Here is a 14,173-nt window from a genome sequence, read left to right as displayed (position 1 = left end):
CTACGTCGTGCTGCGTCTCTGACGCGTGATTCACTCGGTGTCATTCCGGGGCTCGCGAAGCGAGAACCCGGAATCTCGATCCACGACTTCCGGATTCCGGATTCGCGACTGCGTCGCGCCCCGGAATGACGGAATGGTCCGGCCCGCGGCAGGAGGAAACATGCGCGAGGAATTCTGGTTCCATTTCCCGTTTCGCGTCCGCTATTCGGAGGTCGACGCGCAGGCCGTGGTGTTCAACGCGCACTACCTCACCTATTTCGACACCGCGATCACCGAATATTTCCGCGCGCTCGGCTACGACTATCTCGGCGAGGTGGCGCGGACCGGCATCGACTTCCACACTGTCAAATCGGTCGTCGAGTACAAGGCGCCGATCCGGTTCGACGAGGACATCGAGGTCTGCGTGCGGGTCGCCAAGATCGGCCGCTCCTCGATCAATCTTGCGCTCGCGATCTTCGCCAAAGGCTCCGATGATTTGCGCGCCACCGGCGAGATCATCTGGGTCGCGACCGATCAGAAGACCCATCAGTCGGTCGCGGTGACCGAGGATTTGCGGGCACTGATCGCAAGCCGGGAGAAGACGCTGGCATAGGCTGATTGCGCACACAGGTGCGGATCAGGCTTACGGGGCAACCAAGGCCCGGCTTTCGGCGTCCCAGCGCCACAGCCGCTCATTGGTCAGTTCGGTGCCGCCCCACCAGCGATGGATCGTGTTGTATTGGCTGAAGTCGAGCTCGCGATCCGACACTTCCTGGCCGAAATCGGTGAGCGACAGCCGACTGTGCAGGAGTCGGTTGTTTCGGGCCTTCAGATCGTCGGGCGCTTCGATCTCCGCGGGGAATCCGGTCAGGACCGGTGATGGACAATAGGCGAGCCGGTCCAGGATCAGCTCCGCTTCCTGAAAATCGAACACGCCGCGTTCCCTGTTCAGCTCGCTTGAAAGGACCTGTGGGCTTGTCTCGCCGTCGGCGACGAGATCCAGCATCCGCAGTTCGGACGCGCCGAGGCCGGTGTCTTGCCCGGGTAGCTCCTCGAGCAACGCAATCAGTGCCGCGCGGAGCTGCGGGATGGCCGACAGATCCTGCATGAGAAGGTCGAAACAGGGCTCGGGCGTCGGAGCGCGATAGGCAGTCCAGGCGCGACCGGCCAATTCCAGCCGATCATCGGTCACCGCAAGTGCAGGCAACCGCCATTTCGCCAAGCTCTCGCCTCGGTACCCGCCGATCTCGACATCGGTCTGGACCAGCTTGAGCTTCGCTACGATGTGGCGGTGCGGGCGGAGCACGTCGAGCAACCAGGCCAGCACCAACTGGTCATTCGGCTGGGGATCAGCCCATAGCTCGACGCTATCGCAACGCTCGCACAACTCGACAAGCCCAATGTCCCGACCGATCGAGCCGGTCCATCTTGAACTGGCGAAGTCGAGCCAGTGCGTGTCGAAATCGACATGCTTTGCGGAACGCGGTTCCAGCAGGGTCGTGAGGTCACCCGACGAGGGCATTTTCCCCCAAACGAAGCGCGGCCTCAACCCGACGACGATGTCCGCCCTTCCCGCCTACCTCGGGCGATAGCTCGCGAGTTCACTTGTCGCCAGGATCAGACTTGTCACGATGCTCTCCGGCTACGCGCGATGGCATCAGCACCGCAAGCTGAGGATCAACTGCTTTACAAAAGACACACAAAACCAAACGGGCGCCGAAGACGTCGGCAACCCAACGTCCTCAGCGCCCGCTTGCAGCGAAGTCATGTGATGATTTGAGCATGATCTCCGGACAAACGCTTCGCGTTTGTCGCGAGGGAAAACCGCTTCGCACTTTTCCGGATCATGCTGGAGGCTTACTCTTCGGTCGGCTCCTCGCCCTCGGCGTCGCGTTCGGGCGTGCCGGCGAGGATCTGCTCGGAGATCAGGCCGGAGTTCTGCCGGATCGCGGCTTCGATCTTGGCGGTGATGTCGGGATTCGACTTCAGGAATGCCTTGGAATTCTCGCGACCCTGGCCGAGCCGCTGGCTGTCATAGGAGAACCAGGCGCCGGACTTCTCGACGATGCCGGCCTTGACGCCGAGGTCGAGGATCTCGCCCATCTTGGAAACGCCCTCGCCATACATGATGTCGAACTCGACCTGCTTGAAGGGCGGCGCCAGCTTGTTCTTCACCACCTTGACGCGGGTGGTGTTGCCGACCACCTCGTCGCGCTCCTTGATCGCGCCGATGCGGCGGATGTCGAGGCGGACCGAGGCATAGAACTTCAGCGCGTTGCCGCCGGTGGTGGTCTCCGGCGAACCGTACATCACACCGATCTTCATGCGGATCTGGTTGATGAAGATCACCATCGTGTTCGACTTGTTGATCGAGGCGGTGAGCTTGCGCAGCGCCTGGCTCATCAGGCGGGCCTGCAGACCCGGCAGCGCATCGCCCATCTCGCCCTCGAGCTCGGCCTTCGGCACCAGAGCCGCGACCGAATCGATCACCAGCACGTCGACCGCGCCGGAGCGCACCAGCGTGTCGGCGATCTCGAGTGCCTGCTCGCCGGTGTCCGGCTGCGAGATCAAGAGCTCGTCGATGTTGACGCCGAGCTTGCGCGCATAGACCGGGTCGAGCGCGTGTTCAGCGTCGATGAAGGCGCAGATGCCGCCCTTCTTCTGGCCTTCCGCCACCGTGTGCAGCGCCAGCGTGGTCTTGCCCGACGATTCCGGCCCGTAGATTTCGACGATGCGCCCCTTCGGCAGGCCGCCGACGCCGAGCGCGATATCGAGCCCGAGCGACCCCGACGACACCGTCTCGACATCCATCGAACGGTCGTTCTTGCCGAGCTTCATCACCGAGCCCTTGCCGAACTGGCGCTCGATCTGGGAGAGCGCGGCTGAGAGGGCCTTGGACTTGTCCATGGAGGATCCTTCGACGATACGCAGTGCGGTGGCGGACATTTGGGATGTGCTCCTTATGGCGGGGATTCGCTAGCGGGAAAACGGGCGAAGAGATCGGGCGGAATGCGTTGTTGATTGGAACCTCGTACCACGTTTGTTCTATGTTCGCAATATGTTCTTTCGAGCAGATCGGTACTGGCCTGTTTCCATCCTTAGTGGCCTGCTTTGAAATTTCGAGTGGCCTAGTTTGGATTTAATCCTGTGGCAACCAAGGGTTGGCCGATGTTCTCGGTAGGACTACTGAGTCGCCCATCGGATGTTCTGGCTTTAGCAATCGTTATGGTCCGCCAAGTGTTCTCCCTCCACAAGGGAGAAGCGTTACCGGGGTTCTCCGTTGGTGAATGGAGCGTGCCAGCCCAATGGCACAAACTGCACTACACAACTTATTGCCGGCGGGTGTAAGTTCCAGCTCCAACGCAGGAGTTGTGTCATGGGCAGTGACATACTTATAAGCGCGTGCATTGTCCTGTTCGGACTAAGTCCACTCATCATCGTCGGTATTGCAATGTTCGCGCCGTGACGGCGCTGATACTGAGCCCGCGTGAAAAGAAACTCCTGAGGCGCATGGCTCTCGGGCGGCGTGATACTCAGATCGCCACGCAGATCGGCGGAACAGAAGCGCAAATATCGGTCCAGCGCCTTCGCTTACTCAGGAAGCTCCACATCCACTCTCAAGCTCAGATCGTGGACGCGGCGGAAAGATTGGCTAGTTGGCCTACAGTAGTCTTTCGCAAACCTGGCTCGGTGCATCGGGCCGCCCGGTAGATGGCCCCAGCAACGGCCCCTACAGCCCCCAAAGTTGCTGGGGCCGCTCAATAGTGCGTATTTCGCAAAAACGGGACAGCGGTTTTCGGCCAGTACCAACAGATCGGTACTGGCCGTATTTAAGTCCCCGTATCCTAGTTTGAATGTTCGGATTAAGCGAACGGAAACCGTAGCTTGGCCGGTGTTCTCAGTAGGACTACCGAGGCGACCCATCGGATGTTCTATCCCCGTCCCGCCTTTGACCGAGATCAGGGAATTTAATCTTGAGAGAACGAACCGGGGGCAACGGAACGTGATACGATATCATCATCACCGGCCAAGGCTTTGCCCGTAGGCGTCGGTGGCTGAGAGACCAACAGCGCTCCCGCCTGCATAGGAAGGGAGCGCGGCCATGCCGAACCATTCCACAATAGCGCACCGCGAGATGCAGCTTCGCCATCTGGAGCAAGCCGAGCGGCATATTGCCCAAGGCGAACGACACATTGCCGAGCAAGAGGGACTGATCGAGCACCTTGCCAATCACGGGCACGATCTAGCGGAAGCGAAGAAGCTTCTGGATAACTTCTACTCATGCCAGGTTTTGCACGTTCAGCACCGCGACCGAATCCGCAGAGAGCTGGGAGAGTAAAGGGCCACCTCAGTTGACGGCCTATTCTCATCTAGCGCACGATTAATTTCCTAGCGTGGCACAAACTGCACTTTGTTTTGGTGGTCATCCCGAGTTAGATTCCAACCTCACGCAGAGGTTGTGTCATGACCAGTGACCTACTTTTTAGAGCGAGCATTGTGGTGCTGGGGCTGTGCCCCATTGCTATCGCTGCGATTGCAATATTCATGTGAGAAAGCGGCCGCCTCACTTGGCGGCCTCTTTCATTACGGGCCCTTCCCGTCGAATCGCTGCGACATATGACGTGAATCCGGTCGCGTGAATGAGGTGCTGAAAGGCTCTCGACATCGCGGCAGTCGAGAAGCGGCGCTATCTCGCAGGTCAGCTTGAACTATGAAGCCCGGCGCGAGCCGGGATTTTTCTTGGCCCAAAGAACGGCCCCAGCGAGGGGGTACACGCCGAGGCCAAGGCGGTTGGATCATCCATGAGATGACAGGCTCATCACATAAACAGGGCGCCTATGCCTACGATGAGCGCTACGAACGATATCGCCGCGAACGCCATGAAGCCGTACTCGACGCCGTCGTGGTGACTGAGCCTGAACATACAGAGAGCTTGCGCCACGGTCTTCGTGTCCGCATTAAAGTAGGCATGTCAGCGATAGCGCCCTAATTGCGGTTCCAGGCTTAACTTAAGCGAAGATTTTTGAAACGATTCCCTCGATGCCGCTTTTATTGCTCATGCAACAGGCGACCGAGGTTCATCTAGTCCGAGTGACGACCGATGACGGCGAGGTCCAAATCTGGCTCGCCGCGACCTCGCGCGAAGAAGCCGTTGACCGAGTGCTGGATGCAATCCCGGAGGGATGGGCTGTTAGCCTCATTCGGCGACAGCTGGCCGCCGATCACATCCCAGTTCTCAACATGGCGGCCGGAGAAGTGCGCCGGCATCAGGTGTCCTGAAGAAACGGCCCCAGCGCGTTGGAACGAACGCTGAGACCGCCTCACCGCGCCGCTACTGGGCAGGGGCTCCGAGTGTTGCGGCCCCAGCCAAACTGGATTCTACATAAACAAACGGCCCCAGCACCCCGACAGGGAGGCTGAGGCCGAGGAGCGCCCGTGGGGTAGGGAAAGATTCTGGACGCCCCCACCTCAAGCTAGAACCTCCATGGCGCCGAGGGGGCAGTTTTCCATGGCGCGCGACAGCTTTGATTTTTCGAGTGGCCGGCTTGGCTTTAACCCCGGCGTAACCAAGGGCTAGCCGATGTTCTCGGTAGGACTATTGAGAAGGTCCTCAGATGTTCTGGCCCCATAATTTCCTGCGGGTCGCGATCTGTTCTCGCGGAATGTTTACTGGAACAATTGACCCGGCAGTGCCCTTATTTGGGGGCCCCCAGCCAGACAGGTAGCCCCCCGACTGCTGGAGGAAAACCCGCCTCCGGGACGGGTTGGCGGCCCCCTGTTGGGGCCGTTTAAAATTCCGTAGTTCTCCGGCCAAGAACAAAGTTCCGGCCATGCGACGCGCCTTGCGCCCGAAGTTCCCCTGATAATCAACAAGTTAACCTGACAGGCGCGACGGCGTCCGATAACGGCTTGGCACAATCTGCATACTACCTTGGTACCCCTCCTGAGCCCTGGAAAAACTCCGTAGCGTTCGACGGGAAGACTCGGGTTCCGCCAGTGTTCGTAACATTGGCCTGCTCCAAGCAACGCGAATTGGGCGGCGCTGGGCAGGCAACATGGCTGGCGACCGTTCCGTGGCGACGCTGCCGGCGGACGAATCCTTTCCGGAATCCACCACGACGGCCCGAACGGGCGCGGCCTTTCACACGATCTTTTTACGGGCGCTAATCATTGCTACAACTAATGGTTTAAATATCGACGACCGCCCTTCCTTCGCGGAACCGATACAGATGATCCACAGGGGCATCGAGTTCAGCGTCACTCAGCTGATGGCCGGCGTCTGGACGTGGCGCTTCCAGATCGGCGATCGCGTCTTCACGGGCAAGACCGAAGCAAAGCTCGATCTTCTGGCGATCCGCCGCGTGCAGCTGCGGATCGATCGCGAGCTGAACAATCTGGGGCGGGAACGGACCCGCGGCAGCAATGGGGACTGAGGCACAGTCTATCGTGCACGCCCCGGTGCCCTGACGCGCTGGCCTGCAGAGCTTCGGTTCTAATTAAAATTAGAACACACGAACCGGCGCCCGCTTCGCTCGAAAACGCTTCAATCCGCGCTGGCCAGCCGCCGCATCGTGAACTCGATGTCGCCGCCGGGAAGCTCGCGCCAGCTCTCGACGGCGCTCATATAGGCCGCCTTCGGATAGCGCTTGAGAAAGTCACGCGCCCTCACGCGGGCCTGATCGCGTGGCAGGCTGAAGGTCTCGCGCAGATAGCCGTCGTCCGGCTTTCGCCGCTCGGCCATCCGGCTGGCGAGATCGCGCGGACGAGACACCATGCCGCAACTCCGGACCAACTGACGACACCCCAATATAGGGGCGGCGGCGGGAGAATCCGAGTCTGCGGGAGACGGACGACGTCGCCCCGAATGGGCGTTACTGGCTGCGCGGCGCGGCGCTTCCCGGCTGCGCCGAGCTTCCGGTCTTGGTCTTCGGCTTGGCGGGATGGGCGGCCGCTTTCGGCGGATCGCTGCGCACGACGCCCCAGGGATCGGACGATCCCTTGGCATCGGGAATCTTGCTGAGCGAGTCCTTGTAGGCCTTGTCCCTGACCGCGTCCTGCTCCTTCTCCTCCTGGGTCCTGGTCTTGACCTCAGGCATCAGGTTGACGTTCGGCATCTGCGCATAGGCCGGCGCCGACAACAGCACCGCAACCGCAACTGCGCTCAAAACTCTCATAAGAACACTCCCTGCGTTTTCGTCGGCGGTATATCACCGCAAGAAAGCCGCCGCCAAGCGCGCCTGCCCCGGCCCCGAACATGATGCGTTTCCGCGGAATCGCATCATGTTCTCATCTCTTTGTTTGAGCATGATCTTTTTCGGAAAACCGGTTTCCACTTTTCCGGATCATGCCCTTAGAGATGGTCTGACTTGCAGGATTTCGGCGACTGCATCCAGTCGTCCCAGATCGGACCGCAGCGCGTGCAACCGCTGAGCGCAAGTCCGATCGCAATCACGCCGCCGAGCACCACCAACCTGCGGAACATGTACGCCCCCACCACTCGCGAGCAGGCGACTGGGCGCCGAAACTGGGGCATTTTCAAGCCGGACACGGCGCTTGTAGCGCAGCGCAGTGCGCGTCGGAGCGCAAGCGCGCGTCGGACGGGCTGCCGGCGCGCACTGGTTTGACCGGGCGGCCGCGCAAATTACACTGCGCAACAAAGCAGAAAAGGAATCGATCAAATGACTTTGGCGATGAGCTGGGACGAGTGGACGCAGCACGACGGGACGGCGCTCGCGGAGCGCGTCAGGTCCGGCGAGCTGACGCCCCGTGAGCTGGCGTCGCAGGCAGCCAGCGCCGTCACCAAGGTCGATCCCGCGCTCTGCGGCGTCGTCGAGCTGTTCGACGATGTGATCGCCGATCCGGCGCGCGACGGCGCCGACCTCGACGGCCCGTTCGCCGGCCTGCCCTTCCTGATGAAGGACCTCGGCCCGACCCTGAAGGGACGGCTGCAGGAGATGGGCTCGCTGATGATGCGCGGCAATCGCGCCGCGGCGGATACCTTCCTGACCGCGAAGATGCGCAGGGCCGGGCTCAATTTGATCGGCCGCACCACGACGCCGGAGTTCGGGGTCTGCAGCTCGGCGGAAAATCCCGCGGTCTATGTCACGCGCAATCCCTGGAACACCGACTACACCACCTGCGGCTCGTCGGCAGGCAGCGCGGCGATGGTCGCCGCCGGTGCGGTGCCGATCGCGCATGCGACCGACGGCGGCGGCTCGATCCGCATTCCCGCCGGGGTCAACGGCAATATCGGCCTGAAAGTCTCGCGCGGCGTGTTCTCGCTCGCGCCGCATCTGTCCGATCTCACCGGGCTGGTCTCGATCCAGGGCTGCCAGTCGCGCACGGTGCGCGACACCGCTGGCTTCGTCGATGCCTGCCGGGGACCTGCGCCCGGCGAGTTCATGCCGTTCTGGACCTCGCCCGAGCCATATGCCGCGATGATCGCGCGTGATCCCGGCCGGCTCAGAATCGCGCTGTCGCACACATGGGGCGACTATCGCGCGACGCCGCACATCACAGCCGAGCTCGAGCGGGTCGGACGTTTCCTCGAAGGCTTCGGCCATCAAGTCGATTATGCACTGCCGGCGATCGACTATCGGGAAGCCTTCGCGGCGCAGACCACCTGCTACATCAGCAATTTCGCCGTCGTGATCGGCAACATGCTCGCCGCGCGCGGGCTGGAGCGGCCGCCGGCGGAGCTGATCGAGCCGATCAACATCCGCATCTGGGAGCATGGCCGCGACTTCAGCTTCGCCGATCGCGCACGCATGCAGGCCGTCTTCAACACCACCTCGCGCGGCTTCGGCGCCTTCTTCGAGGACTGGGACATCATCCTGACGCCGATCACGGCACTGCCGACGCCGAAGGTCGGCACCACGGAATATCTCACCATCAGCGACAATCCGTCGGTGCTGGACTGGTTCGGCAATCTCTGGCGCAACTTCGCCTTCACGCCGCTCGCCAATCTCTGCGGCATCCCCGCGATCTCGCTGCCGCTCGCGACCAACGAGCACGGCCTGCCGCTCGGCATTCAGGCGATCGGAAAGCAAGCGAATGACGGGCTGTTGCTGCAGCTCGCCGCCCAGATCGAACGGGCGATCGACGGCAAGTGGAATGCGGGCAACACGCCGGCCGTGCATGTCACGCGCAACTAGAACAAGATAGATAGCATCAACAGAGGGAACGGGACGTCATGCAGCAGCAAGCCGGGGAATTCGGGATCGACGACGCGAAACGCGTGCTCGGCGACGTCTTTGCGCCATGGGTGCAGGACCTCAATCTGTCGATCGAGCAGTTCGACATCACGCCGCCTGCCGGCGATGCCGACTGGCAGCCCGGCGCCATCCTGCGCATGCCGTTTTCCGAGCGGTTGTGCCGCAATGGCGGCATCGTCTGCGGCCAGGCCTTGATGGCGTTCGCCGACACCGCAATGGTGCTCGCCAACCTCGCGGCCAACAAGGGCTACCGGCCGATGACGACGGTCGACCAGACCACGCATTTCATGCGCGCGGTGACGGCGTCCGACGTGCTGGCCGACGCTCGCGTGGTCCGGCTCGGCCGCACCATGAGCTTCGGTCGCGTCACGCTATCTTCTGCCACCGACAACAAGCCGGTGGCGATGGTGTCGAGCGCGTTCGCGATGCTGCCGGGATAGGCCTCTCGCATCATGGCCGGTCTATCTCATCCTGAAGGATGTGAATGTATGACCGAGGAGCGGCACCAAACATTCAGTGTCGTCCCGGCGAAAGCCGGGACCCATAACCACCGAAGACCATTGTTGCGCAGGGCTGCGGCCACAGCCTTCCTCAACAATTAAACCCTGTGGTTATGGGTCCCTGCTTTCGCAGGGACGACGTCGGACATGTTGTCCCGCCTTCAATCCCGTCATCCTGAGGAGCTTGCGCAGCAGGCGTCTCGAAGGACGAGGTTACCAGCCCGGCCTCACGGTTCGCCTGGCGATGCGAAGCATCGTACAGAGACGCGCGTACCGCGCGTCTCACAATGAAGGTTCAGACCAACCACGCTGCAAGATTTACTTGCCGAGCACGGCCTCCGCCGCGTTGACGATGCTGACGGTCGGATTCTTTCCGCAATAGGTGCCGAACTTCTTGGCGTTCTCGGTGAACACGTCGGTGTCGATGATCGCCTCGTCGGAGTCGCCCTTATACCAGCCGTCCATCCAGACCAGCACCATTTTGATGGTGTCGTCGCCACCGTCGACGAACTGTTTGCAGGTCATGGTCGAGAGATCGAGGACGGTGGCGCTGGCTGGTGCCGACAACAGCGCGAGCGCGGCGGCAAGCATGATCGAGGCAGTGATCTTCATCGCAATCTCCTTGGGCAATGATTTGGAATGAACCGGTCGCCGGAAGCCCGGCGGCTCCGTCCGCGACCTCGTAAGCGATGCGTTACATCGAACGCAAGCACTGCATCGCGCGGATCAGCCCGCACATCGTTTCGCTGCACGGCTTGAGAATTCGTGTTTCTGATTTGCGACGGCGCCCGCGCTAAAGCGTGATGAGAACAGGGCGTGTAGTCGAGAATCCAGTGTATGCGAGCGGGGATAGCGAGGTCGGTGTCGCTCTCAAAAGCCGATACCGGCGATGCTGTGGTGAATGTCCGCTCAGGGCCCAATACCAGTCCTGCGGTTCAAAAATGGCGCGATCACACTCCGCGCCGAATGACCTTCCAGGTAAGAGAGCCGGCAAGGAAAAGTGACATAGAACAGAATGCTATCGTCCCCCAGACACGGACATTAGGGCTTGTCTCATTCAGCCAAACAAGTGCCGCCAAGCACAGAAACGCAGGGATTGCGCACGCCTGTGTCACAACAAACCGGCGGCGCAGTGCCCGCGGAGCGCGGGAGCTCCAGACGAAGCCATCAACCTCGAACCTGCGGGAAATCGTATCCACCGGCTCTTGGGGATACCACTTTCCCAGCTCGCTCATGACGGACATGAAACCCCATCCGGCAATGCCGATTAGCACAATGGCGAGTAGGCATAAAATGAGCGACATCTCGCTTCTCCAGTCGCTAGCTATCGAGCGCGTCAAACATTGATAGTCCGCTTCGGGTCAAAGGCGCCGTTTTAGCAATCAGTCGGGTACTTCCGGTCTACCCCAATGAACGGACGTCTTCAGATCCGGTCGCCATATCTCAAAGGTGCCACTTCCAGGATTCGCAGCACGCCTCAGAAGTAGACGTTCGCGTTACACGGACCGGCCGCGACACCACCTGGTATCAGGCTCTGCCGCAGGACATCGCCGCTGGTGGCAGATATGCGCCACTCACGATGAACATGCTGCCGCTCGGCGCCCGCGCTTGAACTCCTAAGCCGTCCCTGCCGGCCAAGCTGGAGACCCAGCTTGCGTACTTTCAAGATTCCGCTCTACACTCTTGGAGTGTATCGACTAGCTGAAGTATTCACAAGTTGTGTCCCGCAATTAACGGGACATTAACCTGCGGGTCAAGCGCGTACCGTGGCCTTTGTCGGACAGGAGTGGACCAGCCCCATGTGGAAAGACCCCATCAAGAGCACGCCTTCGATCATCCAGACCGATTTCGGGCCCTTCGGGCAGAGCCTGCCGGGGGACGGTGAAGCCTATTGCGGCCCGACGTCGATGGTCATGGGCCTTTACTGGCTGTCGGCAAACGGCTTCACGCAGGTTGCTCCTGTGGTCTACAACGGCGAGGACGACCCCGTGGCGATCAACCTGGAAAGGGTGGTCGCGGGCTTGATGCGGACGTCGAGCGAGAGCGGCAGCTTCGTGGACGGCATGACGAGCGGGATGGCCGACTATCTGTCGGCCTGCGGAATCGGGCCTGATCTTTATAATTTGACGAGCACTTCCAATCCGGGCCTCGCGTGGCTCGCCGATCAGTTGGCCCCGAACGTGTCCGAGAGTCCGCAGACGATCGTCTTGGCCAATTTCGCGGTTGGCTGGTATTCCGTTTCCCAGACGACGAAGGGATACGTGGAAAATAACGGCGGCCACGTCCTCGCGCCGCTCACGGTGAACCTGACGGGTGGCACGATCACCATCAACAACGCTTTCCCCGCCTCGTTCGAGAACGTACCCAACCTCCCGTCTAGCAATCCGCAGACCGTCCAGATCGCGCAAATGCCCAGCGGATGGACGCTGGAAAATCTGCCGCTACCCTCCGAAGACTACAGCCAGGTCGTCACCGACGCGCTCACCGGGTGGGGCGTCTACGCCGTGCTCTGGCAGGGGCAAGCTTGGGCGATCTCGCCGTCGGCGCTGCCCTCGACATCCGGATATGAACCCAGCACTTGGACGATCAACCAGCCTAAGGTCATCAACACGAACGGCGGCACGCTGACCGTCGTCGCGCCGATCTCCGGGCTGGGCGGCCTCCACAAATACGGCGAAGGCACGCTCCTGCTCACCAACACGAACCAGCTGATAGGACACAACACCGTAGGCGCTGGGACGCTGGCAAGTACCCGGACATCCGGCACACCATTTGGCAGCTTCAGGGTGACGGTGACGAACGGCGGAATACTCGAGCTTCGTTCGGACGGCGCGACGGTCGATGTGCAGATCGCCTCGGGATCTCTGGCGACGTTCGTCATCGGCTCTACGGGAGGCGCCTTGCAGCTTTCCGGAAGCGGCAACTATCGCGTCGTAATCGGGGGCAATGACGACGGTACCCTGACGAACATTGTCCGCAACTCCGGCGGAACTCTTGTTATCGTGCCGGGCGGCGGCATGGCCCAGCTTGGGCTGACGCAACAGGTGTTCGTGGCAGGAACGGGAGCAAACCTGCCCATCGTCATGAACGGGATCGTCGCTCCCTACATTCTCGGAGAGGACGACGACGCGGCCAGCTCGGGCAAGTTCCTGACCTATTCGCCCTCCGAGGGCTTCGCGAGCGCGGCGACCGTGTCGTCGACCGATGTCAGCATCAACGACGTTCCGGCCGATGCCGTCTACGAGGTCGTCGACAGCCAGGCGGTCGAGAGCGGCGGTGTGCCGCAGGTGGCGGCGCTCGAAGTGAACGGCGGGGCGATTACGGGCGGCGATGCGAGCATTCTGGTCGGAAGCCAGGCGAGCGGCGACGCCGCGGGCCTCATCATGAACGGCGGCAGCATCGCTACTGCGAGCCTTTCGTTCGGCGCGGCAGAAGGCCTGATCTACACCAATGCTACCGGCGGTAGTTCGCAGATCGCAGCCGCCATCGAGGGATCGGCGGGCCTGACGATCTTCGGTCCCGGCACGCTGACCCTGAGCGCAGACAGCAGCCGCATGCTTTCCGGTCTGATCAGGGTCAATGGGGGTACGCTGATTGCCGGCGGTACCGGTGGATCAGCAACGGGTGCCGGCGAGGTGCTGGTATCCTACGCGGCGACGCTGGAGGTCGCCGGCACGGTGACCGGCGCGGTTGTTGTCGGCGAGTCGGGCACACTGTTCATGAACGGTGGGACGGTCTCGGGCCCGGTCACCATTGCAGCGACCGGCACCGATTCGCCTGCTCCCGGCGGCATGCTACAAGGGAGCGGAACAATCAGCGGGACCACCTCCATCAGCGGCATCATCCAGTCAGGCCCGCAGGCTGGCCTAATCACGTTCACCGGCGAGACCACTATGACCGGCGACGCGAGCTTCTATTGGCGGCTGCAGAAGCTCGTGGACGATGCTGATCCCGGAGCCGGACCTGGGATCTACTGGAACGCGCTGCAGTTCAACTCGCCGGATACGAACCTCGGCACCAAGAATGCACCTCTCTGGCTCTTCCTCGACTTCAGCGCCCTCGACGGGGACCCGGACGGCGGCAACGCGTTCTGGAAGAAACCCCATACCTGGACGCTCTTCACCTACGCAGCCGATGCCGGCTACTTTTGGCCGGCGGGCGAGAACTTCTCGTACCAGTCCGGGAGCTTCAACACGGTCTTCGACAACTGGGTCGTGTCCCTGCAGTGGAAACCGGCCGCCTCGCCGCAGAGCCTCCCCGAGCGATGGCGCGCGAACGCTCGTGCGAGAAGCCTGTAACCGACCCGCGGCAACCCTACCGAATGTCCGAGATGGGTCAAATGTGGCGATCGAGGATCGTTGATGAGAAGTCCGGACTGCACCCAACACCGGACCAATCGGAGGCGGCGAAGTTGGTCCGCAAGGTGACATCCCCGGTCTGCGCGGCGTGTCCGCATTTCGTCCCGGATTTACGGGTCCA

The 14,173-nt window shown here is 61.7% G+C and carries 14 protein-coding genes; 7 read left to right on the top strand and 7 right to left on the bottom strand.

Features of this window, described 5'->3' with window-relative positions:
• Positions 1-160 precede the first annotated feature (160 nt).
• Positions 161-592, top strand: a complete 432-nt coding sequence (locus ACVWZM_RS35260) for an acyl-CoA thioesterase (protein ID WP_076828403.1) — start codon at positions 161-163, stop codon at positions 590-592.
• A gap of 30 nt (positions 593-622) precedes the next feature.
• Here ACVWZM_RS35260 and ACVWZM_RS35255 read toward each other — a convergent pair whose 3' ends face one another.
• Together ACVWZM_RS35255 and recA are read right to left on the bottom strand one after the other, a co-directional pair.
• Positions 623-1,501: a hypothetical protein gene (locus tag ACVWZM_RS35255; protein ID WP_456855750.1), complete on the bottom strand. Its 879-nt coding sequence runs from the start codon at positions 1,499-1,501 to the stop codon at positions 623-625.
• A 335-nt stretch (positions 1,502-1,836) separates the two neighbouring features.
• A complete protein-coding gene (recA, locus tag ACVWZM_RS35250; RefSeq protein WP_028337774.1) occupies positions 1,837-2,925 on the bottom strand; it encodes a recombinase RecA in 1,089 nt (362 codons plus the stop codon).
• A 456-nt stretch (positions 2,926-3,381) separates the two neighbouring features.
• Between recA and ACVWZM_RS35245 the strand changes: the two genes are divergently transcribed.
• Positions 3,382-3,690 (top strand): LuxR C-terminal-related transcriptional regulator, encoded by a 309-nt coding sequence (locus tag ACVWZM_RS35245; RefSeq protein WP_375162606.1) that lies wholly within the window; start codon positions 3,382-3,384, stop codon positions 3,688-3,690.
• Positions 3,691-4,081: 391 nt separating this feature from the next.
• Positions 4,082-4,318: a hypothetical protein gene (locus tag ACVWZM_RS35240; protein ID WP_063790118.1), complete on the top strand. Its 237-nt coding sequence runs from the start codon at positions 4,082-4,084 to the stop codon at positions 4,316-4,318.
• A gap of 743 nt (positions 4,319-5,061) precedes the next feature.
• Here ACVWZM_RS35240 and ACVWZM_RS35235 read toward each other — a convergent pair.
• The gene (locus ACVWZM_RS35235; RefSeq protein ID WP_253639467.1) at positions 5,062-5,247 is read right to left on the bottom strand and encodes a hypothetical protein; all 186 of its coding nucleotides are present in this window, start codon (positions 5,245-5,247) and stop codon (positions 5,062-5,064) included.
• Positions 5,248-6,209: 962 nt separating this feature from the next.
• On the opposite strand from ACVWZM_RS35235, the gene ACVWZM_RS35230 reads away from it, so the two are divergent.
• On the top strand, positions 6,210-6,413 hold the full coding sequence (locus ACVWZM_RS35230) for a hypothetical protein (RefSeq protein ID WP_076828394.1): 204 nt from the start codon (positions 6,210-6,212) through the stop codon (positions 6,411-6,413).
• A 110-nt stretch (positions 6,414-6,523) separates the two neighbouring features.
• Here the strand turns inward: ACVWZM_RS35230 and ACVWZM_RS35225 are convergent, their stop codons facing one another.
• The 3 genes from ACVWZM_RS35225 to ACVWZM_RS35215 form a co-directional block, all read right to left on the bottom strand.
• Complete coding sequence (locus ACVWZM_RS35225) at positions 6,524-6,754, bottom strand: hypothetical protein (protein WP_016848527.1); 231 nt, start codon at positions 6,752-6,754, stop codon at positions 6,524-6,526.
• A 97-nt stretch (positions 6,755-6,851) separates the two neighbouring features.
• Positions 6,852-7,154 (bottom strand): hypothetical protein, encoded by a 303-nt coding sequence (locus tag ACVWZM_RS35220; RefSeq protein WP_076828393.1) that lies wholly within the window; start codon positions 7,152-7,154, stop codon positions 6,852-6,854.
• 176 nt (positions 7,155-7,330) lie between these two features.
• The gene (locus ACVWZM_RS35215) at positions 7,331-7,462 is read right to left on the bottom strand and encodes a hypothetical protein (protein ID WP_057018364.1); all 132 of its coding nucleotides are present in this window, start codon (positions 7,460-7,462) and stop codon (positions 7,331-7,333) included.
• A gap of 196 nt (positions 7,463-7,658) precedes the next feature.
• Between ACVWZM_RS35215 and ACVWZM_RS35210 the strand changes: the two genes are divergently transcribed.
• Positions 7,659-9,134: an amidase gene (locus ACVWZM_RS35210; RefSeq protein WP_200844496.1), complete on the top strand. Its 1,476-nt coding sequence runs from the start codon at positions 7,659-7,661 to the stop codon at positions 9,132-9,134.
• 38 nt (positions 9,135-9,172) lie between these two features.
• Positions 9,173-9,634, top strand: a complete 462-nt coding sequence (locus tag ACVWZM_RS35205) for a PaaI family thioesterase (protein ID WP_076828387.1) — start codon at positions 9,173-9,175, stop codon at positions 9,632-9,634.
• A 378-nt stretch (positions 9,635-10,012) separates the two neighbouring features.
• Here the strand turns inward: ACVWZM_RS35205 and ACVWZM_RS35200 are convergent, their stop codons facing one another.
• A complete protein-coding gene (locus tag ACVWZM_RS35200; RefSeq protein WP_076828386.1) occupies positions 10,013-10,306 on the bottom strand; it encodes an HdeA/HdeB family chaperone in 294 nt (97 codons plus the stop codon).
• A gap of 1,187 nt (positions 10,307-11,493) precedes the next feature.
• On the opposite strand from ACVWZM_RS35200, the gene ACVWZM_RS35195 reads away from it, so the two are divergent.
• On the top strand, positions 11,494-13,992 hold the full coding sequence (locus ACVWZM_RS35195; protein ID WP_253639466.1) for an autotransporter outer membrane beta-barrel domain-containing protein: 2,499 nt from the start codon (positions 11,494-11,496) through the stop codon (positions 13,990-13,992).
• Positions 13,993-14,173 lie beyond the last annotated feature (181 nt).

The sequence above is a fragment of the Bradyrhizobium sp. USDA 4501 genome, assembly GCF_054062115.1.
This window is presented reverse-complemented; position numbering and strand designations above follow the sequence as displayed.

Excerpts from the sequence above, each read along its gene's own strand:
- ACVWZM_RS35260 (WP_076828403.1), top strand. The coding sequence starts at position 161 with ATGCGCGAGGAATTCTGGTTCCATTTCCCGTTTCGCGTCCGCTATTCG.
- ACVWZM_RS35255 (WP_456855750.1), bottom strand. The coding sequence starts at position 1,501 with ATGCCCTCGTCGGGTGACCTCACGACCCTGCTGGAACCGCGTTCCGCA.
- recA (WP_028337774.1), bottom strand. The coding sequence starts at position 2,925 with ATGTCCGCCACCGCACTGCGTATCGTCGAAGGATCCTCCATGGACAAG.
- ACVWZM_RS35240 (WP_063790118.1), top strand. The coding sequence starts at position 4,082 with ATGCCGAACCATTCCACAATAGCGCACCGCGAGATGCAGCTTCGCCAT.
- ACVWZM_RS35235 (WP_253639467.1), bottom strand. The coding sequence starts at position 5,247 with ATGCCGGCGCACTTCTCCGGCCGCCATGTTGAGAACTGGGATGTGATC.
- ACVWZM_RS35230 (WP_076828394.1), top strand. The coding sequence starts at position 6,210 with ATGATCCACAGGGGCATCGAGTTCAGCGTCACTCAGCTGATGGCCGGC.
- ACVWZM_RS35225 (WP_016848527.1), bottom strand. The coding sequence starts at position 6,754 with ATGGTGTCTCGTCCGCGCGATCTCGCCAGCCGGATGGCCGAGCGGCGA.
- ACVWZM_RS35220 (WP_076828393.1), bottom strand. The coding sequence starts at position 7,154 with ATGAGAGTTTTGAGCGCAGTTGCGGTTGCGGTGCTGTTGTCGGCGCCG.
- ACVWZM_RS35215 (WP_057018364.1), bottom strand. The coding sequence starts at position 7,462 with ATGTTCCGCAGGTTGGTGGTGCTCGGCGGCGTGATTGCGATCGGACTT.
- ACVWZM_RS35210 (WP_200844496.1), top strand. The coding sequence starts at position 7,659 with ATGACTTTGGCGATGAGCTGGGACGAGTGGACGCAGCACGACGGGACG.
- ACVWZM_RS35205 (WP_076828387.1), top strand. The coding sequence starts at position 9,173 with ATGCAGCAGCAAGCCGGGGAATTCGGGATCGACGACGCGAAACGCGTG.
- ACVWZM_RS35200 (WP_076828386.1), bottom strand. The coding sequence starts at position 10,306 with ATGAAGATCACTGCCTCGATCATGCTTGCCGCCGCGCTCGCGCTGTTG.
- ACVWZM_RS35195 (WP_253639466.1), top strand. The coding sequence starts at position 11,494 with ATGTGGAAAGACCCCATCAAGAGCACGCCTTCGATCATCCAGACCGAT.